Source organism: Persicitalea jodogahamensis (assembly GCF_014651615.1).
Classification (GTDB): domain Bacteria; phylum Bacteroidota; class Bacteroidia; order Cytophagales; family Spirosomataceae; genus Persicitalea; species Persicitalea jodogahamensis.
On sequence record NZ_BMXF01000003.1, the window covers coordinates 653,194 to 676,782 of the forward strand.

Consider the following 23,589-nt stretch of genomic DNA (forward strand, 5'->3'; position numbering starts at 1 on the left):
ATAGACGATTACACGAATCAACAATTCTATCAAAACTTCTGCCATCATTGGCGCGGGAATCGCGGGTATCGCTTCGGCGATCCGACTGGCGGCGAAAGGCCACCGGGTAGACGTGTACGAGGGCAATGCGTATCCGGGTGGGAAGCTTTCTTCCTTCGAGCGAAACGGCTATCGCTTCGATGCCGGGCCATCGCTGTTTACCATGCCGCAGTTGGTGGACGATTTGTTCATGTTGGCAGGGAAGAATCCATCGGATTATTTTCACTATCAGAAGCTTCCCGAAATCTGCCGCTATTTCTATGAAGATGGGACTCGTTTCATCGCCGATGCCGAGCCGGAAGCTTTGGCCCGCACCATTGAAAAGTACCTCGGCGAGCCCGCCGAAAATGTGCTCGCCCATTTGAAAGAAAGCGCCGTAAAGTACGAGGTCACCGAAAAGCTTTTCCTGCACCGCTCCCTGCACCGGTTAGGTACTTACTTCAACCGCGATGCCTTGAAAGGCTACCGAAACCTGCACAAACTCGATGCCTTCCGCAGCATGAGTGCGGCCAACGCCAGCCGGTTCTCCGATCCGCGCGTGGTGCAGCTCTTTAACCGGTATGCTACTTACAACGGCTCCGACCCCTATCAGACGCCCGCCACGATGAACATCATTCCGCATCTGGAATATAACATCGGCGCGTTCTTTCCGAAAGGTGGGATGGTCTCGATCACCGAAAGTCTGGTGAAACTGGCAGAAGATCTGGGCGTGACGTTTCACTATACCAGTAAAGTAGAGAAACTGCTGACCACCAGCAATCGCATTTCGGGCGTGACGGTGAACGGCCGGAATCTTGATTACGATCTGGTCATCAGCAACATGGATGTGGTCAATACTTTCCGTAAGTTGCTGCCAGAGGCCCGACAGCCCGAGCGGGTATTGCGTCAGCCTAAATCGAGTTCGGCGCTGATATTTTATTGGGGGATAAAGAAGCAATTTTCCGAACTTGGCTTGCACAATATTTTTTTCAGTCGGGATTATCCCACCGAATTCAGGTACATTTTCCAGGAAAAAACGATTCACCACGATCCGACGGTTTATGTGAACATCACCTCCAAATACGAGCCGGGCGACGCACCTGCTGGTTGCGAGAACTGGTTTGTGATGGTGAATGCCCCCGCCAATGACGGTCAGGACTGGGACGCGCTCATTGCGGAAACGCGAAAAAATATTCTGACAAAACTCAGCCGCCAGCTGGGCGAGGATATTGAAAACCTGATCGAAGCCGAGGACACGCTCGACCCGCGGCTGATCGAAAGCCGAACGTCCAGTTCACAAGGGGCGTTGTACGGCAACAGCTCCAACAATCGCTTCGCAGCATTTTTGCGGCACGCTAACTTTTCGCGGCAGTTCGATAATCTTTACTTCGTAGGCGGCAGTGTGCATCCGGGCGGCGGAGTGCCGCTTTGTTTACTTTCAGCGAAGATTGCAGTGGATATGGTCAATTAACATCAGCTTTTAAGTTTATATGAAAAAGTTAGTTTTTATCTCGGGTGCCTTTTTCATGTCATTGACTCTGTTGTCTGTTTTGTTCAAATTACTGCATTTGCAAGGTGCCGCTACGCTGCTCGCCAGTGGGATTTGTGGTCTTGCAATAATTTTTATTCCCGCTCTCGCCAAATATCTCTACGATAAAATTAACTGAACTTGAATTTTTTGAAAGGGTTTTTCAAGTACACGCTGCTGCTGATCATCTTTGTGGGAGCCACCATATTCATTTTCGTAAGTACTTCCCCTCAGTTTGGGCGTGCGCCCGAAGGTGAGCGACTGGCGCGGGTGGAAGCCTCGCCGCAATATCAGGACGGTACTTTTGTCAACGCCATCCACACTTCGATGGACATGAGTGTGGATTCCATAGTCAGCACGCTGAAAGAGTTTATTGGCGCTGAAAACACCCGGCCGGACCAGCCCCTCCCCGTTGATTTCTCGAAAAACACTCCTGACACCGATAGCCTGGTGCACGTAACTTGGTTTGGCCATTCGGCGGTACTGCTGGAAATTGAGGGCAAGCGCATTTTACTGGATCCAATGCTCGGGCCTTCGGCTTCGCCGGTCCCATTCTTTGCCAAACGTTTTGCCTACCGTGAGCCAATCGATTTTTCGCAGTTTGTGAATATTGATGCCGTAGTCATTTCGCACGACCACTACGATCATCTGGATTATGGCTCAATTCAAAAACTGAATCCTAATGTCGGCCATTTTTACGTTCCGCTGGGCGTAGGCGGCCACCTCGAACGCTGGGGCGTAGATAGTGCCAAAATCACGGAATTGGATTGGTGGGAGTCTGCCTCAGCGGAAGGCATTACTTTCACGGCAACCCCGCAGCGCCACTTTTCGGGCCGCGGCCTAACCGACCGCAACAGTACGCTATGGGCATCCTGGGTCGTGGAAGGGCTCACACATAAAGTATATTTTAGCGGGGATGGTGGCTACGGACCGCATTTCAAGCAGATAGGCCAACGGTTCGGACCTTTCGATCTGGCTATGATCGAGTGCGGGCAGTACAACGTGAAGTGGAAAGACATCCACCTGATGCCGGAGCAAACCATGCAGGCATTCCTGGATCTGGAAGCAAAAGTACTGATGCCCATCCACTGGGGCGCTTTCAATCTGGCAGTACACCCCTGGACGGAGAGCGTGGAGCGACTGAACCGTGCCAACAAGTCGGGGGCATTTATTGCCACGCCCGGCATAGGTGCCCGCTATCCGGTAGGGACGAGGGAAAGTACCTCGAAATGGTGGGAATCACTAGCGGAATTTTAGGCGTCTAGTCGGATAAAAAATAGGAAGGTAACGGGTAAAAATATTAATTTCGGGTTCTTAAGAAAACCAATCACCATTAAATATCAAGTATGAATAAGCTAATTCTTGTTGCCAATTGCCTGATCATTACCGCTGTTTCCAGTTCAGCTGTATACGCCGGGACTTCCGAGCTGACCCAATTCCAGGTGAGTCGGGCCGATACGGCTAATTTTAAGGAGTACGCGGGCAAATACAAAATGCAGGGTACGCCCTTCGAATACGTCGAGCTTACCGCCAAAGACGGAAAATTGCATTACGTAGCGGGCGAGTACCGCGGCGAATTATTGCCAAAGCCGGCAAAGGACGAGTTCGACGCCAATGGACAAGCCACGGTCAAGTTCACACGCGACACCAATGGCATGATCAATGGCATGGGCCTGAATGCCCAGGGGGAGAATTTTTCAGGAACCAGACAAGTACCCGAGATGGGAATTAGTTCATATGTAGGTAAATACAAGATGGAGGGGCTGCCTTTCGAGTACATCGAACTTACTGACAAATCAGGCAAACTACATTATGTTGCTGGCGACAATCAGGGCGATTTGACAGCGCTTTCGGGTAAAGACCAGTTTGACGCCAACGGACAGGCTGCGGTCAATTTTACGCGCGATGCCTCTGATAATGTAAGTACCATGGTGGTGAATATCCAGGGTCAACGCTACGTTGGCAAACGCGAGGCGGCTGCCAACTCTATGGCCGCCTATGCCGGACAGTACAAAATGGAGGGGCTGCCTTTCGAGACAATGGAGATAAAGTCAGTTGATGGCAAGCTCATTATCAATGCCATGGGCGACGAAGGCGAATTGACGCCACTTTCCGCCCCCGATCAATTCGATGCAGCTGGCCGGGCAACACTGAAATTTACGCGCAATGCTGGCGGACAGGTGACGGGTGTGACACTCGATGCCCAGGGGCAGAGTTTTGGCGGGGTCAAGAAATAGACTGACGGCTGGTAGGTACAGGAACGGAATTTGTAGGGATTATTTCTAATAATGTAAATATTTTCCCACAGTTGAAATCTGCTACAAATGAAGACGAATATCTCTATCGCCCTACTATTTTTCATTGCTTTAACCCTTGGAGCCTGTTCCAGTAAAATGACTTTCCAGGATTCCTCGGTGGTTCCGGCGGCCTCTGGTGACGTGAAAGTTAAAAAGGATAAGAATAACAACTACCAGATCACGGTCAATGTCGCTAATCTGGCCGAACCCAAAAAATTGACCCCATCCCGTAACGTTTACATTGTCTGGATGGATTCGGACAGGAGTATAACGAAGAAGCTGGGCCAAATCAAAGTTGGCTCCGGCATGTTTTCGAAAGCCCTGACGGGCGAAATTAACGTGACTGAGGCCGAGAAGCCGGATCGGGTTTTCATCACGGCAGAAGACAATGCTGATACGATGAGCCCCAGTACGGAGGTGGTACTTACGACTGGTCGTTGAATCATCCCCCTTTACTCTTCAACACCCCGGAAGCGCTGTTCGCTTTCGGGGTGTTTTTTTATGGAGAAGTCTATCCTGCGCCAATAGTAAACGCTGAGCGCCAGCAGAAAGGCCACCGCCAGTATCGAGCCTTCAAAGCCGAAAGTACCGCCCGAAAGCCAGGCAGGGGCAAGTGGTTTGAACCGGATGAAGCTGTACACATCGAAGCCGCTCACGTTGAAATCGAAAAAGCCAGCCTGAACAAAATTCCATCCCCAGTGAAAACCGGTGCACACCCACAGGTTGCGGTATTTGAGGTAAAGCAACCCCAGCACGAGCCCTGCCAGGAAAATATTGGCAGCCCCGATCCAGGCAAAATCAGGGTTGGCGAAATGGAGAAGTGAGAACAACAACGCACTGACCAGCAAGCCCGCCCTGTCGCCAAAATAATTTGCGATGGTAGCCAGCAGGAACCCCCGGCTCATAATTTCTTCGGACCAGCTTTGGAAGAAGAAAAGTACCAGCAAACCACTAAACTGTTTACCGTTGAACAGCGTCCCGGTGAGGTTGATTTTTTGTAAAACCAAAAGTAAGCCGAACCCCGCGCCAATGAGCACCACACTCATACCAAAGCCTTTGCCCAGATCGACAAAGAGATTGTTCCAAGTCAGGCCCATTTCCGCAAAGGAGCGCCTGAAAATAAACTTCCGCATCAAGAAAAAAGCGGTCAGAAAAGCGACATTCTGGGGAAGGTACTCCGTCAGAGTCTCCCAGTAGGGATCGCTATGGTGCGCTATCGCAGGGCTGGAAAAGATGTCGACGCCGAAGACCTTGAATATCCCGGCAAAGGCAACAATCACCAGAAAGGCGATAACTGCAAACGTCAGGATTTCTAAGAGTGTCCAGCCTAGCTTAATCAGGAAAGGTTTGATCATGGGCAGGTAAAAATGGGGGCGAATCAATCTGTACCACAAACTTCCTGATAATTTTTCAACTACCAGCGGCTGTATCTTCGGGAAGATGTTTCCGGGGAGCGATTACTGAAATCAGGAACCCCGTCAAAAACAACACCATCGTCCCGAACACGATCGCAAGATAGGCGTGGAAAGGGCTGGCGTATTCCTGCATTTCGCCATCGGTCCAGAAAATCGGCGAAAGACTCATCCACAGAATCAGCAGCACGCCTAAAACTCCCCCAACTATTGCGCCTTTCCGGTTTATCTTATCAACAAACGCCCCTAACAAAAACAGCCCCAGCATTCCGCCGCTAAACACCGAAGCCAGCTTCCACCAGGCATCCAGCGCACTCTTGACGTTGATCATCGCGAACGCTATGCCGATACCCAGCATACTTATGATGAAAGTGGTAAGGTACAGCACCCTCATGGCTGTTTTTTCTGAGAGCTCCGTTTTGGAAAAGCGCTGGAAATAGTCGACCAGAATTACGGTCGATGAACTATTGATACTGGTAGAAATGGTGCTCATGCCGGCCGCGAAAATGGAGGCAATCAGCAGACCGGTAAGCCCGGGAGGCAATACATCCACAATAAAGAACGGAAAGACGCGGTCGCTTTTGGCAATATCCCTTAGTTCTGCGGGGAGTGCCTCGGGCATAGCCGTATAATAGGAGAATAAAGCCGTGCCTATCAGGAAAAACAGCATCGAGACGGGCACGTACAGCATACCGCCCCAAAGCGCTGAGCGCTTGGCCTCGGCGTCGGAGCGGGAAGCCATATAGCGCTGCACGTAGTTTTGATCAATGCCGTAGTTCTGAAGATTGATAAAAACCCCATAAATGAGCACTACCCAAAAAGTGGACTCGGTGAGGCTACTCCCAAAACTACCCAGGCTGAATTTATCATTTTCAAGCGCGATAGTCATGATCTGTCCCGGTCCTTCGGGCATCGAAAAAACGATGTACAAAAGGCAAACCAACGCTCCGCCGATCAGGACGATGCCCTGAATGGCATCTGTCCACATCACGGCCTGTATGCCACCCAGCAAGGAGTAACCCATCACGACGAAGCCTGTAATGGCAATAATGGTGAGAATATCCCAGCCGAATAAAGCATTGACGGGCAGAGCCAGGAGGTACAAAATGGTACCGATGCGCATCAGCTGTGTGAGCAGATAACAAGCCGACACGTACACCCGTGCCCACAAGCCAAACTTGGTTTCCAGAAAAACGTAGGCCGACGGACTATTCAGTTTCCGATAAAGCGGCACGAAAAACTGCACAGCCATCAATGAAGCTACCGGAATGGATAGGCTGAATACAAAGGCATTCCAGTTGGATTGGTAAGCATTGCCGGGCAATCCCAAGAAACTTATGCTACTGACGAAAGTTGCAAAGATCGACATGGTTACGACCCAGGTCGGGAAGTTGCTGTTTCCCAAAGTAAATGTGGAAGCCGATTTATCTTTGGAATAAAACGAGGCTCCGAATAGAGTAATGCCTCCCATATAAATCAGGAAAACAATAAGGTCGAGGGTTTGCATTTTTTGGAGGCAGTGTTTCCCGGGAAGTACCGGAGTGTAAAAGTTTTAATGAATAGGCAAGTAGGCGCGAAGCTAGTTCTCCATTTTTTTAGGTACTTAGGTACTTAGGTACTTAGGTACTTTTTCAAAGCTTTATAAAAATCTTTCTTTTGTACAAAATATAAGCAGGGATGAAATTTACTGCTGTGAAGGCGAGCGCATAAACCATACTCGCAAACTTCGGGACAAACCCTGCCGAAATCATTGCGTTAACAGTCAGCTCATTGAGCGTCTGATTACCGAAAAGAAGCCCATAAAAGAAAAGAGCGAAAACATCGGCCAGAACATAGACAGTGATGGCGTTTGCCCCAAAAATGACACCCACGCCAGTTCCCCACCTGCGCCCCAGAATATCCACCACGAAATACAGAGCGCCCAGAAGCATAGAGGCAAACCCAGAGGTAAGCAGCACGAAGGAACTCGTCCACAAACCTTCATTAAGCGGAAAAGTCAGGCTCCACCCATATCCGAGTGCCGAGGACAACAAACCTGCGGCCATCAGGTAGTTGGCTTTTTCGTTGGGAGAATATTTGCTGAGGAGCAGCCGCCCGGCCAGCATGCCGGTAATCCCCGTCACGGTGGCCGGGAACGTACTTAGAATGCCTTCGGGGTCCCAGTTGCCCTGCCACATCCGGCCCGGAAGTAGTTGCTGGTCTATCCATGCCGCCAGATTCACGCCCGGTTCGAGCATGACTTCCCCCACGCCGGGTGTTGGGATTAAAGTCATCGCCAGCCAATAAAGCACCAGGACTAATGCACCTATCCAGGCTTGTTCCCGCCAGTTGGTATGCAGGAAAAGCAGGCCGCAAAAGAGAAATACGAACGCAATGCGGTGCAGGGTCCCCGTCCAGCGGGCATCCGCAAAGTCGAAGTCAGGCATCAGATTCAGAAACATACCCACCGCAAAAATTTTCAATGCGCGGATGATGATTTTCCGGTGCAGCTCGGCTTTGGGTGCATTTTGATCCAACCGCCGGGAATAGGCCAATGCAATCGAAACCCCAATGACAAAAAGGAAAATCGGCGCAATCAGATCAGTGAACGTTAGCCCGTTCCAGGCGGTGTGATGCAGAGGAGGATATACGTATTTTTCCAGGCCGGGAAAGTTGACGGTAATCATGGCTGCTATCGTGAAGCCGCGCAGGGCATCCAGCGAAATCAGCCGTTGGGAGGTTGTACCCATTTTGGTTTTTTCAGGAGAAATAGATCGAGCGTGTCTTCTGTGTTCAGTAGTCGTTTTAATACGCCAAAGGGTACTATAAGGGCTAATTGAATTAGCGGGTAGTTTGAAATAGAAAGTGGGTACTTTCTATCCTGTATTTTCTGATTTTAGGTAAATAGTTCATAGTTACTAATTGATAGTCATCTTTTTATGAAAAGATTTTCGCTGATTTTTTTCTCAGTATTTTTGATTTACGGTTGCAGCTATCCCAGCGAGGAAAAAATTACCGGAAAAAGTGAATTAGCCGTATCCTGGGAGCTAATAAGCAATTTTGTCGGAGAAAATGATGAGTTCGATGCCCGATTTTATATTAAAAATAATGGGAAAGAGGATCTGAATGATAAGGACTGGGCCATCTTCTTTAATATGGCGCCCCGACCCATTTTGCCCAACAAAGCTCCCCAGCCCGCCCGTGTCGAACATATCAATGGTGACTGGTACAAACTGGTACCCGAAAGCGGCTTCGCACTCGCATCCGGTGATTCGGTTGAAGTCCGGTACTCGGGTACCGAAGGAGTGATCAAAGAAACCGATGCACCTCTCGGGCTTTATGTCGTACACTACGATAAAGAAGGTAACGAAAAGCGAATTGAGCAGATTGGCGATGCTACCGTCCTGCCTTTTAACACAAAAGAACAGCTGCTTCGTGGCAAAGCAGACCAAAAACCCTTGCCTTCGGCTTCACAGCGATATTTCGACAACCTTCCACTCCGCCCGCTGGCCGAGGATGAGCTTCTGAACATTATTCCTTCGCCCGTCAGTCTGGTTAAAAGTGCCGGAATGTATACACTGGACGGTACTACTATTATCGGATTCGGGAAGGGTTTGGAAAATGAAGCCAGCATTTTGAGTAAACGACTCGGAGAAATTACTAAACTCAACTACAAAACGAGCGCTGACGCCGCCAGAACTGCCGGAATAACCCTGAAAATTGGAGAGGTAGTTGTAAACGGGATTAGCAAAGAAGCTTACAAACTGGATATAACCAAAGACGGTATAACAATCGTGGGCTCCGATGCGGCCGGCGTTTTTTACGGGATTCAAAGTTTGCTGGCACTGATTCCATTTGAGGCGTATGGAAAAAAAGCGGTTGAGCTGAGCGCCATGAAAATTGAAGATGCTCCGCGCTTCCACACCAGGGGGCTACACGTAGATGTGAGCCGAAATTTCCAGACAAAAGAAACAATTCTGCGAACGCTTGACTTGATGGCGGCCTACAAACTGAATCACTTTTTGCTGTACACTACCGAGGACGAAGGATGGCGACTTGAAATTGAAGGACTACCCGAGTTGACGGAGGTAGGCGGACAGCGTCAGCATACCTCAGGTATGGACGCCCCGGCCTTGCATCCGGCTTACGGGTCGGGGCCGATCGCCTATGAGGTGGGCAAGCACGGTAGCGGTTACTACACCAAAGCTGATTTCGTGGAAATTCTGAAATACGCCGCTGCCCGCCACATCAAGGTAATTCCCGAGGTGAATTTGCCGGGCCACGCCCTTGCTGCGATCAAGGCAATGGAAGCCCGCTATCAGAGATTGATGAAGGAAGGAAAAGAAAAAGAAGCCAATGAGTACCGCCTCACCGACCCCGACGACCAATCAAAGTACCTTTCAGCGCAGGGATACAAAAACAACGTGGTCAGCGTGGCGCAGGAATCCACCTATCGATTTTATGACAAAGTAGTTGACGAAATAGCCAAAATGTACCAGCAAGCGGGCCTTAAAATGGATGTGATCCACGCAGGCGGCGATGAAGTACCTGAAGGCTCCTGGACGGCGTCGCCGCTTGCCGCTAAACTGATGAAAGAAAATCCTGCAATCAATGACCCGAAAAATTTGCAGGCTTATTTTTTCGAGAAACTGGTGGGCCGGATGAAGAAAAAAGGATTGGCTGTCCACGGTTGGGAGGAAGTGGCTTTGCTCAAAACCGCAGATGGTAGCTACCAGCCCAATGCTGCCTTCGCCGACGGAAGCGTAGTGCCTTACATCTGGAATAATTTGTTCGACTACAAAGACCTGGGCTATCGCCTGGCCAATGAGGGCTATCCCGTAATCCTTTGCAATGTCTCCAATTTTTATTTCGACATGTCCTACAACAATGACCCCAAAGAACCCGGGTTGTATTGGGCAGGCTTTGTCGATACCCGCGACAACTGGGAGTTTGCGCCGTACAATATGTTCAGCACAACGGAGGAGACTAATTTTGGAAAAAAACTCGATGTCAGAAATGACTTTGCCGGAATGGAAAAACTCCGCCGGGATGCCCGAAAAAACATTATTGGTGTGGAAGCTCAGCTTTGGAGCGAAACCGTGAAAGGCCGCGCCATGATGGAGTACCTGATGCTGCCCAAACTCATGGGTTTCGCCGAAAGTGCCTGGGCCAAAGCGCGCGACTGGGAAGAAATGCCGCCGGGCGAAAACCGGCAAAAGACGGTAGGGGAGGCGTGGAATATTTTTGCCAATACCCTGGCAGCAAGAGACCTGCCAAAGCTTTCCCGGTTGAATGGCGGGTACAACTACCGCATCCCGCTTCCCGGTGCCATTATTGAGGATGGCTCACTCAAAGCCAATGTCGCGCTCCCGGGGCTGCGTATTTTTTACACCACCAATGGCACCGAACCCACCATGAAATCGGCTGAATATTCGGCCCCGGTCAAAATTTCCGGTAGTGTCAAGCTGAAAGCCTTCGATAAATCGGGGCGATCGGGTAAAAGTACCTCAATTGCGGGACAGTGATTTCTTAAAAAAGGTCAGGCTATAACGATACTAAACCTCAACTGAATGCAGCATAACTCTTTCATCGTATTCCTCATTATCCTCATTTTCTTTGTCATTTCGTTCCTCAGCAATATTTTGGGGCCCATTATCCCTGATATTGTCGAGAGTTTCGATTTGAGTTTGGGGCTGGCGGGATTCATGCCATTTGCCTTTTTTGTTTCCTACGGCGTAATGTCGATTCCTGCCGGATTACTGGTTGAAAAGTACCGGGAGAAAAAAGTACTACTCTGGGCATTTTTGGTTGCTTTTGCCGGAGCGTTATTGTTTGCGCTTGTACCGAGCTTTGGCGTTTCGTTGTTGTCCTTATTCCTGATTGGCATCGGCATGGCGATGTTGCAGGTGGTGATCAACCCGCTATTGCGCGTAGCGGGTGGCGAAAAACAATTTGCCTTCAACTCGGTGCTGGGTCAGCTGGCTTTTGGCGCCGCCTCATTTCTGAGTCCTTACCTATACAGCTACCTCGTAGCGAATGTCCACTCCGGCAGCAAATCGGCAATCATCCGGTTGTTTGATTCCCTGGTGCCCGAAAATCTGAAATGGGTATCCTTATATTGGGTTTTTGCCCTCATTGCCCTCACGATGGTACTTGTTATTCAGCTTGTCAGATTCCCGATGGTGGAATTAAAGGAGGACGAGAAGATAGATACGGGACGCGCCTTCCGTGAACTGCTGGCCAATCGAAAAGTAATTTTGTTTTTCCTCGGGATTTTCGCCTACGTCGGCACCGAGCAGGGCATAGCCAACTGGATGGTAAAATTCCTGCAAACCTACCATGGCGTCGATCCGGCTACCAGCGGAGCAACCGTCATCTCCAATTTCTGGGGCCTGCTGACCATCGGCTGTCTGCTGGGGCTGGTACTTTTGAAATTGTTTGATAGCCGGAAGGTCCTGATGCTGTTCACTGCCGGAGCCATTGTGTCTTTGCTGGTCGCGTTGTTCGGTAGTTTGAGTATGGCCGTGGTTGCCTTTCCACTGGCGGGATTCTTTGCCTCGGTCATGTGGTCAATCATCGTGTCGCTGGCGCTTAATTCGGTGCCTAACCACCACGGTACCTTTTCGGGAATCCTTTGCAGCGGCATTGCCGGTGGGGCGGTCGTGCCGCTCATCATCGGTGGCCTTGCCGAGTGGGTGGGGTTGCAGCTGGCGATGTTATTTATTTTGATTACGTTAGGCTATATTTTCAGCATTGGTGTCTGGTCAAAGCCGTTGGTAAACAACGAGACGGTTAGTCTTCGGGATTTTTTCAATAAAAAACGGACATGAAGATTGTACTGAATTCATACTTCACAGAATCAGGCATAGTCTCCATACCCCTTGTATAGGTGTACAAAATCATCCTGCTTATTGACTTTGCGGAGGAGTATAGCAAGAGTTTGCTGAAAGGGATTTCGGCTTACTCACGGGAGCATGGGCCCTGGATTTTTTGCCGGATGCCCCTCTATCACCGCGAAACGATGGGGCTGGACGGCATTCTCAAATGGGCCCTGGAATGGGGAGCAGACGGTATCGTCGGTCAGCTTTACAACGATGAGGATATTTTCAGGATCGTAAAATCGGGCCTCCCGATCATCGCGCAGGATTTTAAGGAGCGATTCAAAGAAATACCAAATATCACGGGCGCTTACCGCGAAACCGGGCAGATGGCGGCGGACTATTTTCTAAAAAAAGGATTTCAACATTTTGCCTTCTATGGATTCAGCGATATTGTGTGGTCGCGGGAACGGGCCGAAGGGTTCGAGGAGCGAATTGCCGCCTCCGGACATGCGGTTGAGTACTTTGAACACCGAAAAGCCCGATCGAGTGAACTATGGTACTACAAGCCCAGTTCGCTTAGCCAATGGCTCAAATCGTTGCCAAAACCTGTCGCTTTGCTGGCTTGTGACGATAACCAGGGCCAGCACATCACGGAAGCTTGCCGCCTGGCGGGGTTTCGTATTCCTGAAGAAGTAGCTGTTTTAGGGGTCGACAACGATGTGATGTTGTGCGAGTTATCAGATCCGCCGCTTTCCAGCATTGCCCTTGATGTGGAAAAAGGGGGGTATGACGCCGCCAAACTACTACATCAGATGATTCGGGACGGGAAAATCGAAGCCTATGACATTGTCGTAAAACCTACGCAAATCATCACCCGCCATTCTACGGATATCTATGCCACCAACGACACCTGCATCGCCACTTCCCTGAAATACATCCACCAGAATGCCGACCGTAACCTGCAAGTCGACGAAGTAGTGAAGCAAGTCCCGCTGTCGCGCCGCGCTCTGGAAAAGCGTTTTCTGGCCATTACGGGCTACCCGGTTTACAAATACATTTTCAATCTGCGCATTCAGAAGTTTACCCAAAAACTTCTGGATACCGATATGTCTATCTTCGAAATTGCGCTGGACATGGGCTTGACCGATAGTAAGAACATCGCCAGGCAGTTTCGGCAAGTGAAGGGTTGCACTCCCATCGAGTACCGGAAGCGGTACCTGGCCGGTAAGTGATAAAGCGACCCGCTGGCATTTGAGTTTTTAGTTTGGACTGATTTTTTTAAAGGCAGGTACTTTCCAGATTCCACAACTCAAATATCCATAAACCATGAAGACCAAACTTCTTTCAGGTCTCTTTTTGGGGGCCATCCTGCTGACCTTTACCGCCTGTGAAGATCACCGCCTCAGCCCTGATGCCAATTTTCCGGAGCGCATCGAGTTTTTCGCCGAGCGGCAGTATCCCGAAGGCATCGCGTACTCACAAAAGCTGGATCGGTTCGTACTAACTTCCCTCACTCAGGGAAAAATTGGCACAGTCAGTACGGACGGAAAGTACGAAGACCTGGTCTCTGACCCGGCCCTCATTAGTGGGGTAGGGGTCAAAGTGGCGGACAATCGCATTTTTGTGGCCAACAGCGATAACGGGGTATCAAGCAAAAGCAGCCCCGCAACAGCAGCCCAAACGGCAGAACTTCTGGTGTTCAACATTGATTCGAGGAGCTTGGAGCGCCGCGTGAACCTCGACGATCTATTACCCGGGGCCCGGCATTTTGCCAACGATCTGGCTCTTGGTCCCGATGGTACGGTGTACATTACCGATTCATTTTCACCCGTTATTTACAAAGTCACCGCTGATGGTTCAGCCAGTATCCTGGTTCGTGACGATGTGCTGTTTTCCAGCCCCATGTTTGGACTCAATGGAATTGTTTACCACCCCAATGGGTATTTGATCGTGGCGAATACGGGTACGGGTAAACTCCTCAAAGTGGATTTGACCAATGGGAACGCTATTTCGGAAGTGATGGGAATTGGTAGCTTGCCCGGTGATGGCCTCACTTTGGTCGGAACGTCTGATCTTTATGTAGTTACGGGCGGAAATAAAGTGGCGCTTGTCCGAAGCGCCGACAATTTCGTCAATGCCAGGGTGGCTGATTCACAGACTGACGGCTACGCTCAGGCTACGACGAGTACCTACGTCAACGGGCAAATTTTTACCCTGAATGCCCGGATCGGTGAAATCGGCGCGGCTATGGGCGACCCATCCAAACTGACATCCAACACTTACAGCATCCAGCGGTACAAATAAGGGGAATAATTTTCAGGGAAATTATTCCCGGAAGGGCGATGGGGTGTATATTGGGGCGATCCCATATCCATAAATCCATTAGAATCGTCGCTTTGAAACTTACCACAGAAGTATCTGTTTTGCCCCTTGATTGGCAAATTTCCCATCAAACGGAGGTCTTTACCATCGGTTCATGTTTCGCCGAGGTACTTGGCAACCAGTTGATCGACAATAAATTTCCGGTGTTGAGCAATCCTTTCGGGACAATTTTCAACCCTTACTCTATTGCCAAAGTACTGACGATGGCTCTGGATGGAAAGTACCCGAACGAAGAACTGTACACCCAGAATAGTGATGGAATCTGGCGCCACTATGACTTCCATTCATCTTTTTTGGGAAATAGTCAAGAGGAATTAGCTGACAAATTACTCGATACCTTAGCGAAGGTTCGGGAATTCCTGCAATCGACCGAGGTGCTGGTTGTAACCTTTGGAACGGCCTACGTGTACCGTTATCGAAGTAATCTTTCCTTAGTGGCCAATTGCCACAAGACCCCTCAAAGTGCTTTTGTGAAGGAACTACTCGGCTACGAGCAGCTGCAGAATACCTGGGGCGACCTGATACGCAGGCTAAGGACGTCCCGTAAAGTCATCCTGACTGTCAGCCCGGTACGGCACACCCGTGATACGCTGTCGCTCAACCAGGTAAGCAAGGCGGTGCTGCGGCTACTCTGTCACCGGCTTTCAGAACAATATAAGAATGTGAGCTATTTTCCCAGCTATGAGATAATGATGGATGAGCTGCGCGATTATCGTTTTTACAAGGAAGACCTGATTCACCCCAGTGCATTAGCCGAAAAATTGATCTTCCAGAAATTTTCGGATGCGTATATTTCAGAAGAATCTCGGGGAACAATGGAAAGCTGGCAAGCCGTGCAAAAGATGATTGCACACCGTCCTTTTCAAAACCAAACCTCCTCGTATCAAACTCATCTGCAAGCTACCCTGGAAAAGCTGAATGAGTTGGCTGAGCAGATTTCGGTAGAGGAGGAAATTCAGAACATCAAAGAGAAGCTGGGTACCTGATTCACCCAACCATATTGAAAATCTAAAAAATCGCCCCCTCAGATGGTTCAATCTGAGGGGGCGATTTTTATAGGAACAAAACCGTTCGACGCCTACTGTCCGATGTTGAAGCCACTGATGTGCCTCTGAAAAATAGCATCGTACTTCTGGGCAGCCTCCTCTTTACCTGATTCTCTCAGCGAGTTCACGATCGTTTGCAGAATATAGAGGTCGATGTTTGCGTCGCGCTGGTTGCTGCTACCGTTCTCCCTGGCGAAGTTGAGATTTTCATCTGCCCGCGAGGCCATGGTATCGGCGATTTCCATCGCTTTTTTGTCTTCGCCCAACTGGAATAGCGGTCGGATGTAGTTAGACGAAATCTGGTCGTAGGGAATGCTCTTATCCGGCATCACTTCCAGAATTTTGTTCAAGGCCAGTTTGGCTTTGTCCATTTTGTTTTCCGCAATCAACTGCCCAACCAGGCGTAGGAACGCGATACGCGCTGTAAAGACGGGCGAACCCAGGAATGTGTTGTCGTAGTACGTATTCGGATTATTCAATTCCCGCCATGCCATCTTGGTCATCAGGTTATTATACATGATGTCGGAGTTAACGTAGCCGTCCGTCGCATTGGGAACGAACACGGGCAGCAATCGGTAAGCGTAGCCTTCCACCTGCATGTATTCTTTCAGGCTCAGGTAGTTGGAGCTTGCCAGGGTGGACGAGAAATAAATCGGACGCTGCCAGTTGTTGGTAGCAATGATATCCAGCATGATAAGGTCAGACTTATACAGATCGCTCTTGCCGATGGTCCAGCTGATGGAGTCACGCAGGAAAGGCAGCATATCGGGTTTCAGGATACCCATTTTGCTGACGCTGGCAACATCCACGGGCAGAAACAGCACAGAAGAAGGCAGGATGGAAGTCATGTCCCCACTCGTCAGCGGTACCTGAATCGCCTTGTTCTCGGATTTCACCAGGCCCATGTACTCTTTCAGGTTGATACCTCCCTTCACACCGGGAATTTCGTAAAAAGGCACGATATCGTTTTTACCGAACATGTAATTGTCGTGTTCGAGCGAAATGGGGAGGGGAGCCGACTCGTAGGTCTGCCTTTTCATCTGATCGATGTACCAGTCGGTACCTAGCAGGCTGAGGTTACAGACGCGCACGTCGGTGCGGAACCCTTCCGTTTCCTGCACGTACCAGAGTGGGAAGGTATCGTTATCGCCGCCCGTAAACAGGATAGCGTTTGGAGCACAGCTACTGAGCAAATTCTTGGCAAAATCAACGGAATGATACCGATTGCTTCGGTCGTGATTGTCCCAACCCTTGAATCCCATAATGGCCGGCACGATCAGTCCAATAGCGGTTGCGAGTCCCGCCCGGGTCGTGGCATTCTTGACAAAAGATGCTATGCCTTCAGCGATGGAAACTACCCCAAAGCCAATCCAGATACAGAATATGTAGTATGAGCCTACATAGATATAGTCGCGCTCACGTGGTTCGGTTGGTGGAGAGTTCAGGTACACAACCAGCGCCACGCCTGTCAGGAAGAACAGGAGCCCCAATACCAGCAGATCGCGCCGTCGGCGAAAGTACTGGATCACGATACCCAGCAGTCCCAGCAGGAAGGGGAGCATGAAGAAGTTGTCATGCGCTTTGTTATGAGAAATAGCGTAAGGGAAATCCTTGGCTGCATCCAGTGGCAGCAGGTTGCCTGCGCCTTCCTCGTCGCTCTCGCGGCCCACGAAGTTCCACATAAAGTACCGCCAGTACATGTGGCCGATCTGGTACTTAAACATGAAACCCAGGTTGTCCGCCATCGACGGTTTCTGACCTTCGGCCAAGCCCTGCATCTGACGGTAAAGCTGCGGGTGATTGGATTGCGTGCTGTACATTCGGGGTAGCAGCATACTGGTGCCCGGTTCGTATTCGTACTCAGGCTTGTAGTCGATAATAGCGTACTTGCCTCCTTGTTTACGGTAGATAGGTTCGCCACGATTTTGCTTGATGGGGCGGGAGACGAAAGTCGGGCCGTACAACAGCGGACGGCTGCCATACTGCTCGCGTTTCAGGTACGATACAAAGCTTAGTGTGCCGTCGGGGTTGTTTTCGTTGATGGGCGGATTGTAGTTGGCGCGTACCAGCACAAGCAGGTAGCAGGAATAGCCGATCAATACGAAAGCCAGCGACAGTAAAGCCGTATTCAGCAGAGCGTTCTGCTTAATCTGGGAGTATCGGATACCGTAAACCAAAGCTCCCAGGAAGGCAACGATAAAGAAGATGGTACCGCTGCCAAAAGGCAGGCCCAGAAGATTGACGAATTTGATTTCGAACCAGCCGGCCAGACTTGGCAGGCCGGGAATGATACCCGAGTTGATGATCACAAGGATCACTCCACCCGCTATGAAAGCCAGCAGGCCACCAAAAATGGTGATCTTATCGTACTTTTTGTAGTAATACACCAGGGCCAGACCCGGGATCGTCACCAGGTTCAGCAGGTGGACGCCGATGGAAAGGCCGATGAGGTAGGCAATGAATATCAACCATCGATTCTCGGCGGCAGGATCATCGATGCGCTCCCACTTGAATACTGCCCAAATGACGATAGCGGTAAAGAAAGACGACATGCCGTAAACTTCCGCCTCAACCGCTGAAAACCAGAACGAATCGGACCAGGTGTAAGCCAATGCGCCAACTACCCCGGAACCAAGCAGCAGAATAGTGTCTGCCAGGGTGAGATCAATTTCTTTCTTGCGCAAAAGCTTCAATCCCAACAGGGTGATCGTCCAGAAAAGGAATAATATGGTGAATGCGCTGCTAAGCACGGAAACCATATTGACCCAGTAGGCTACCTGCGTGACATCACCAAAGGAAAGCAAAGAGAACAGCCGGCCAATCAAAAGGAAGAAGGGGGCGCCCGGAGGGTGGGGGACTTGTAATTTGAAAGCACATGCGATGAACTCACCACAGTCCCAGAAGCTGGCGGTGCGTTCGACGGTAAGGGCGTAGGTAAGGAAGGCAATCGCGAATACAATCCAACCGGTGAGGTTGTTGAAGCGGTTGTAGCGGGTCATTTTACTAGTTGAAAGTTGAAAATGGAGAGTTGAGAGTGAGCAATTTTCTCACGTTTGCTCGATTAACCTTTGATTCAGTACATTGAACCTAGGCCCAAAATTAGTAAAATAACCCCAACGGCAAGTTTTCGGCGTTCTTAAAAAAGGTTAACGGGGAGCGGTTCGAGTGAAGAGAACATGGGGCATTGGGGTAAGGGTGAAAAGGTTAAAGGTCAAACGTCGTTCTACGAATATCAGTAATATCCTGTACAACATTCTTCAACCTTTTAACCCTTACCCTTTTAACCAAGAAGGTGGCGATTACCAGTACCATTAAATTTTATAAAATATCCATTTGCCCAATTCCTTGTAAGACACCTTCTTGCCATACATGAGAATGCCAACCCGATAAATTCGGGCAGCGAGCCACACCGTCCCCATCAGGCCCAGAACCAGCAGAATCATGGACAAGGCCAGCTGCCAGCCGGGCACTCCGAATGGCACCCGAACCATCATTACGATGGGTGAAGTGAAAGGAATGATGGAGGCCCAGAAGGCCAGCGGTCCATCGGGATCGCGCAGGGCGAATTGCGCAAAAAAGAAAGAAATAATGATGGGCATTGTAATGGGCAGCATGAACTGCTGCGTATCGGCGTCATTGTCCACTGCCGCACCTACCGCACCAAAAAGCGCACTGTAAAAGAAGTAGCCCCCCAGGTAGTAGAATAAAAAGCAAGCGATGATGTAAGGTATGTTGAGGCTGCTCACCGCACCAAGTACCTCTGTGACAGGGTTGTCATTACCAGCGGAAGTGGCGGCAGTACTCATGGCTCCGCCCGCGGGCATGCTCTTTTGGACCTGCTCAATCTTTGCCTGAGGGTTGTCTCCCATTTTGTCTTTGAATGCATAGCCAGCCGCCGAGATGAACAGCACAGTAAGCAAAATCCAGAGTACAAACTGGGTCAAACCCACGAGGGCGACCCCCACGATCTTGCCCATCATCAGTTGGTAAGGCTTGACCGATGAGATAATTACTTCAACAATACGGCTGGTTTTTTCTTCCGTGACACCGCGCATGACCTGCGTGCCGTACACGAATACCGATAGGTAGATCATGAATGCACAAATACCACCGATAATTGTCGCCGCGCCGGAGCTGCTGCTTTTCTCCCCCTCCTCGTTCAGACTGATTGTTTCAGAGCTGACGTTTACGCGGGCATCTTCGATAATTTTCCGGGTAATACCCGCCTCCGTGAGCTTAATGTTCTCGATTTGCCGCTCGATGGTTTTCTCTATGTCGCTTTTAAGGTCAAGACTTACGTTTTTGGCAGCGTAGATGCGGACATCCTTCGGGTGATCAAGGACATCTTTCGGAATAAATACCAGAGCGTTGACTCCGCTTCCCTTGTTGGTAGTAAAGGCTGATTTTGCCGAATCCAGCGGCTCATTGATATAAGTGAATTTGAGTTCTTCCGTGTCCTTGAACTGGTTGATGAAGAGTTTACTTTCATCAAGTACTTCAATGGTTTTGCTTTCCGTGCTGCCGATGGCAATCCAGATCATAGCGGCATAGAAGCCCACGAACAGAAAAGGCGTCAGGAAAGTCATGATGATGAAGGATTTTTTCTTCACCCTCACCAGGTATTCGCGTTGGAGAACCAGGAGAATATTTTTCATATCAATTTTTTGAACCACAAAGCGAACCCGTCGTGATGCCGGATCGCACAAAGGGAAAAGGTTTTATAAGTCGGTAGATAGGTTGTTTAAATATCCAGTTTCTTTTAAGCAGTCAAAAGGAGCGTTTCGGGAGAAATTCCCTTTTTCCGACCGAACTCAGGATTCAGGTACTTCATTCACCGCCCGCATGAACACATCGCTCATCGACGGAATGTTTTCGCCGAACGAGTGTATTTCTACTTTGGGGAGGAGGTCTTGCAAAAGCTGGTTGGGCGAGCCACCTTCGGGGAGCCGTATCTGGCTGCGGGTCAGGCCGGCCGGCAACACACGCGACTCGGTGATCTGATACAGCTCAGCCAGGCCATTCAGGGTGCCGCTGTGCTCCACAAAAAATGTGTTCGTCTTGAATTGTTCCTTGATCTGCTTCTTCGGGCCGTCAAGTACCTTCTTCGAGCGATGGATGAGGGCGATGTAGTCGCATAATTCTTCGACGGTTTCCATCCGGTGGGTCGAGAATATGATGGTGCTGCCCTTTTCGCGCAGCTCCAGAATCTCGTCTCGTATGAGATTGGCATTGATGGGATCAAAGCCGGAGAATGGCTCGTCCAGAATAATCAGATCGGGCTGATGCAGGACGGTCGACACGAACTGTACTTTCTGTTGCATTCCTTTCGACAGGTCCGAAACCTGCTTGTCCCACCAGGTTTTGATATCGAACTTCGTGAACCAGATTTTCAGCTTGTCCATTGCCTCGCTTTTGGAAAGGCCTTTCAGCCGGGCCAGATAAAGCAGCTGGTCGCCGACTTTCATCTTTTTATACAAGCCACGCTCCTCGGGCAGATAACCGATGCGGCGGATGTGGTCTTCATTGAGCGGCTGTCCGTCAAAGAGTACTTTGCCCTCATCCGGTCCGGTGATTTGGTTGATGATGCGAATCAGCGAGGTTTTCCCTGCGCCATTCGGTCCGAGGAGTCCAAAGATACTGCCCTTTGGAATGTTGATGCTCACGTCGTCCAGCGCCCGGTGCTCGGCGTAGTCTTTGACGATATGGTGGGTTTCAAGGATATTCATTTAGTCCGATTTGGTAGGAGCGAAACAACGGCTTCGCTCAATCTGCTGGGGTGAAGGTATGGTTGGCGGCTTCAAAATTGCAAAGGATTACGTCCCGGTACAAAGGTGATTTCAACAAAGGTGCCGGAATTGGGATAAGTGGTAAATAAAAAAAACGAGTGGAATGTTTTCCACTCGTTTCATTATCGCTTTTTAGTGTAATCAAACGTACTTGGGACGTACCTGGAACAAAATCCAGCCGCCGATGATGAAGCTTAAAATTAATGAGAAGAAGCTGAAAGTGATGAGGTTGATCGCCAGATTGAGCAAAAAAGCGTAGTACATCAAGTCCCAGCCGCGCTTGCTTCGGGCACGAAGTGGAGAAAACGCCAATAGGTAAATTACCGCGACGATGCCCAGCCCGATGATACTGACCCACATTTTCCAGGTTGAGCCATAGGCACCAACGCCGATCGAAGCAACACTCACAAAAGAGCCCACACCTACCAGCCCTAAAAAGCCGAGAATGCCAAAAATTGCACCTATCAGGGCTCCCCAGGGGGCCACCGTTACTAGTATTTCGACCAGACTATCAGGGAAGGCGGGGAATTTGGCGAACAAGTCGCGCATTTCTTTTTCGAGGGGAAGTTCTTTTTCCATGTGTAATCGTATAGTTGAGGGAGGAGGTTTAGATTAATTTCAGCCAAACTAAACTAAATCAGCCACAGAAACAACAGAAAGCTTGTAATCAATGACTAATCGGTCGTTTTGGCTGTGTGATCAGAGTATTAGAGCCGTAAAACGCCAAAGCCACAAAGTCTTTTTCACTTCGTGGCTTTGGCGCGTCATACTGTGTCGATACTGTGCTTACTTCGTCAAACTCCCGATCAGATCTGGCATTTCTCTTTTGTCCTCGATCAGCGTTGAGGCAAACTTACCATGAATGGCATCGATCCACATTTTGGCACGATCGGTGAGCAGGAAGTCTTCGGTCATCATGCGGCCCCTCGCCACCAGAATACCCATATCAGCCCCTTCGTATAAGTAATCACCCGGCTTAGTGATGCGCAGGAAAAATGCCTCGTTCTCGCTCTCCACGGCCCGACGGTGCGTGTCCATGCGGTCGAATTGAATGTGACCATTGTCAAACATGTGCCAGATACCCGACTGCGGGGCTTCCGTGACGTATTCAATGGTGTTTTTGGTGTGCTTGATAACCATCTGACTCCAACTGTCGGAGTTCTCCTGCCGCGCCCAGCGATCGTTGATGGCTTTTACGCTGAATTCATATTCCACATCCATCCATTCAAGAATATGGAAGAGGTATAGCGGGGCATCGGCCAGGGCAAACACAGCGTGGTTGGTAATGGAACTGGCACCTGTCACCCGGGGATTTAATTCACCCAGATAAATTTCGCCGTTGTCCTGGTCGATCAGGAAATCCAACTCAAAATACCCCTTGTAGCCTTCCTTACGCAATTGGTCGCCGAAAAGCTGCGTGTACTTCCGGGCTTTCTGGCGGATGGCAGGTGGGAACGAATCGGGAAATATTTCATTGCCGCACCAGCCGCCTTTGTAAGGGGTGAGTTCTTTGAAACCCACCAATTCCGTCATCAGAGGTGCTACGACGGTACCGTGTTTGGTCACGCAGGCTTCAATGGCCGAACCCCGGCAGTTGATGCGCTTCATAACTTTCACTTCTGCCTCCGCTTCGATCTCCTCAGCGTGTTCATTGTATTGTTCCTCGTTGGCGATAAAGAAAGTCGTGTGACCTGAGTCGCCGAAGGGCGTTTGGATCACCAGGTCGGTTCCGAGGTCTTTCGAGACTTTACCCAGGTCTTTGTAGTTTTTAACCTTGGACAAAACGTAGGGCACGCAAGTTACGCCCGCCTTTTCGGCGATGCGGTTGGTGTTCACCTTATTATCCATGAACGTGCGCATCTCGGCGGGCGGAAACATGATTTCCAGTCCCAGCTTCCTGGCCAGTTCTTCGGTTTTTTCATCAAACATCAGGAACATCACCTTTCCCGCCACCCCGTTTTTCTCGCGAAGCTTGATGTAGTTCTGAACCTCTGGGTGCATCAGCAGGTAGTTATTGATGTCCTCTATGCTCGTAAACTCGTCGTGCGGCATTTCCTCCTTAGGCGAAAACACATTGGGGTGCAGCCCGTCAAAACACTCGATATGACAGATGAACTTAAAGCCTTTGATCCACTCATCGGCGCCTAACAAATTGAAATTGGTAGCGCTGATGAAGTACAGAGGTACTTCATTCTTGTGAAAGTAGCGGCGAATATCGGGTATTCCTTTTAGGGCCGGGGTAGGGTTGATTTCTTGGGACATAATTGGGGTATATGGTTAAAATAGTATTGGGTGAAATGGCTAATAGTTAAAAGGTTAA

General features: G+C 49.9%; 17 protein-coding genes. 9 read left to right on the forward strand and 8 right to left on the reverse strand.

The window, feature by feature from the left end; all coding sequences use genetic code 11:
- Positions 1-28 precede the first annotated feature (28 nt).
- The 4 genes from crtD (at position 29) to IE117_RS18045 (ending at position 4,284) form a co-directional block, all read left to right on the forward strand.
- Positions 29-1,489 (forward strand): 1-hydroxycarotenoid 3,4-desaturase CrtD, encoded by a 1,461-nt coding sequence (gene crtD / locus IE117_RS18030; protein WP_189565987.1) that lies wholly within the window; start codon positions 29-31, stop codon positions 1,487-1,489.
- A 198-nt stretch (positions 1,490-1,687) separates the two neighbouring features.
- On the forward strand, positions 1,688-2,803 hold the full coding sequence (locus tag IE117_RS18035) for an MBL fold metallo-hydrolase (protein ID WP_229581102.1): 1,116 nt from the start codon (positions 1,688-1,690) through the stop codon (positions 2,801-2,803).
- A gap of 89 nt (positions 2,804-2,892) precedes the next feature.
- Positions 2,893-3,783: a hypothetical protein gene (locus IE117_RS18040; RefSeq protein ID WP_189565864.1), complete on the forward strand. Its 891-nt coding sequence runs from the start codon at positions 2,893-2,895 to the stop codon at positions 3,781-3,783.
- An 87-nt stretch (positions 3,784-3,870) separates the two neighbouring features.
- The gene (locus IE117_RS18045; protein WP_189565865.1) at positions 3,871-4,284 is read left to right on the forward strand and encodes a hypothetical protein; all 414 of its coding nucleotides are present in this window, start codon (positions 3,871-3,873) and stop codon (positions 4,282-4,284) included.
- An 11-nt stretch (positions 4,285-4,295) separates the two neighbouring features.
- Here IE117_RS18045 and IE117_RS18050 read toward each other — a convergent pair whose 3' ends face one another.
- From IE117_RS18050 to IE117_RS18060, 3 genes are all read right to left on the reverse strand, one after another.
- Positions 4,296-5,198, reverse strand: a complete 903-nt coding sequence (locus IE117_RS18050; RefSeq protein ID WP_189565866.1) for a CPBP family intramembrane glutamic endopeptidase — start codon at positions 5,196-5,198, stop codon at positions 4,296-4,298.
- Between the two features lie 55 nt (positions 5,199-5,253).
- The gene (locus tag IE117_RS18055; protein ID WP_189565867.1) at positions 5,254-6,762 is read right to left on the reverse strand and encodes a sodium:solute symporter family protein; all 1,509 of its coding nucleotides are present in this window, start codon (positions 6,760-6,762) and stop codon (positions 5,254-5,256) included.
- 124 nt (positions 6,763-6,886) lie between these two features.
- Positions 6,887-7,984: an acyltransferase family protein gene (locus IE117_RS18060; protein WP_189565868.1), complete on the reverse strand. Its 1,098-nt coding sequence runs from the start codon at positions 7,982-7,984 to the stop codon at positions 6,887-6,889.
- A gap of 189 nt (positions 7,985-8,173) precedes the next feature.
- Here IE117_RS18060 and IE117_RS18065 point away from each other — a divergent pair, with 189 nt between their 5' ends.
- The 5 genes from IE117_RS18065 (at position 8,174) to IE117_RS18085 (ending at position 15,423) form a co-directional block, all read left to right on the forward strand.
- The gene (locus IE117_RS18065) at positions 8,174-10,759 is read left to right on the forward strand and encodes a family 20 glycosylhydrolase (protein WP_189565869.1); all 2,586 of its coding nucleotides are present in this window, start codon (positions 8,174-8,176) and stop codon (positions 10,757-10,759) included.
- A gap of 45 nt (positions 10,760-10,804) precedes the next feature.
- Positions 10,805-12,064, forward strand: a complete 1,260-nt coding sequence (locus IE117_RS18070) for an MFS transporter (RefSeq protein WP_189565870.1) — start codon at positions 10,805-10,807, stop codon at positions 12,062-12,064.
- 59 nt (positions 12,065-12,123) lie between these two features.
- Positions 12,124-13,287, forward strand: a complete 1,164-nt coding sequence (locus IE117_RS18075) for an AraC family transcriptional regulator (protein WP_189565871.1) — start codon at positions 12,124-12,126, stop codon at positions 13,285-13,287.
- A 94-nt stretch (positions 13,288-13,381) separates the two neighbouring features.
- Entirely contained in the window at positions 13,382-14,359 is a 978-nt protein-coding gene (locus tag IE117_RS18080; protein WP_189565872.1) for a gluconolaconase, read from the forward strand.
- Positions 14,360-14,451: 92 nt separating this feature from the next.
- Entirely contained in the window at positions 14,452-15,423 is a 972-nt protein-coding gene (locus IE117_RS18085; protein WP_189565873.1) for a GSCFA domain-containing protein, read from the forward strand.
- A gap of 92 nt (positions 15,424-15,515) precedes the next feature.
- Here the strand turns inward: IE117_RS18085 and IE117_RS18090 are convergent, their stop codons facing one another.
- From IE117_RS18090 to IE117_RS18110, 5 genes are all read right to left on the reverse strand, one after another.
- Entirely contained in the window at positions 15,516-18,482 is a 2,967-nt protein-coding gene (locus IE117_RS18090; RefSeq protein ID WP_189565874.1) for a glycosyltransferase family 117 protein, read from the reverse strand.
- Between the two features lie 312 nt (positions 18,483-18,794).
- On the reverse strand, positions 18,795-20,138 hold the full coding sequence (locus tag IE117_RS18095) for an ABC transporter permease (RefSeq protein WP_189565875.1): 1,344 nt from the start codon (positions 20,136-20,138) through the stop codon (positions 18,795-18,797).
- A gap of 156 nt (positions 20,139-20,294) precedes the next feature.
- Complete coding sequence (locus IE117_RS18100; protein ID WP_189565876.1) at positions 20,295-21,209, reverse strand: ABC transporter ATP-binding protein; 915 nt, start codon at positions 21,207-21,209, stop codon at positions 20,295-20,297.
- A gap of 201 nt (positions 21,210-21,410) precedes the next feature.
- Positions 21,411-21,848, reverse strand: coding sequence for a hypothetical protein (locus IE117_RS18105; RefSeq protein WP_189565877.1), 438 nt, complete (start codon positions 21,846-21,848; stop codon positions 21,411-21,413).
- Between the two features lie 207 nt (positions 21,849-22,055).
- Positions 22,056-23,531 carry a biotin carboxylase gene (locus IE117_RS18110; protein ID WP_189565878.1) on the reverse strand — a complete coding sequence of 492 codons (1,476 nt, stop codon included), beginning with the start codon at positions 23,529-23,531 and terminating at the stop codon, positions 22,056-22,058.
- Positions 23,532-23,589: the final 58 nt, after the last annotated feature.

Excerpts from the sequence above, each read along its gene's own strand:
- IE117_RS18040 (WP_189565864.1), top strand. The coding sequence starts at position 2,893 with ATGAATAAGCTAATTCTTGTTGCCAATTGCCTGATCATTACCGCTGTT.
- IE117_RS18045 (WP_189565865.1), top strand. The coding sequence starts at position 3,871 with ATGAAGACGAATATCTCTATCGCCCTACTATTTTTCATTGCTTTAACC.
- IE117_RS18050 (WP_189565866.1), bottom strand. The coding sequence starts at position 5,198 with ATGATCAAACCTTTCCTGATTAAGCTAGGCTGGACACTCTTAGAAATC.
- IE117_RS18055 (WP_189565867.1), bottom strand. The coding sequence starts at position 6,762 with ATGCAAACCCTCGACCTTATTGTTTTCCTGATTTATATGGGAGGCATT.
- IE117_RS18060 (WP_189565868.1), bottom strand. The coding sequence starts at position 7,984 with ATGGGTACAACCTCCCAACGGCTGATTTCGCTGGATGCCCTGCGCGGC.
- IE117_RS18065 (WP_189565869.1), top strand. The coding sequence starts at position 8,174 with ATGAAAAGATTTTCGCTGATTTTTTTCTCAGTATTTTTGATTTACGGT.
- IE117_RS18070 (WP_189565870.1), top strand. The coding sequence starts at position 10,805 with ATGCAGCATAACTCTTTCATCGTATTCCTCATTATCCTCATTTTCTTT.
- IE117_RS18080 (WP_189565872.1), top strand. The coding sequence starts at position 13,382 with ATGAAGACCAAACTTCTTTCAGGTCTCTTTTTGGGGGCCATCCTGCTG.
- IE117_RS18090 (WP_189565874.1), bottom strand. The coding sequence starts at position 18,482 with ATGACCCGCTACAACCGCTTCAACAACCTCACCGGTTGGATTGTATTC.
- IE117_RS18095 (WP_189565875.1), bottom strand. The coding sequence starts at position 20,138 with ATGAAAAATATTCTCCTGGTTCTCCAACGCGAATACCTGGTGAGGGTG.
- IE117_RS18100 (WP_189565876.1), bottom strand. The coding sequence starts at position 21,209 with ATGAATATCCTTGAAACCCACCATATCGTCAAAGACTACGCCGAGCAC.
- IE117_RS18105 (WP_189565877.1), bottom strand. The coding sequence starts at position 21,848 with ATGGAAAAAGAACTTCCCCTCGAAAAAGAAATGCGCGACTTGTTCGCC.
- IE117_RS18110 (WP_189565878.1), bottom strand. The coding sequence starts at position 23,531 with ATGTCCCAAGAAATCAACCCTACCCCGGCCCTAAAAGGAATACCCGAT.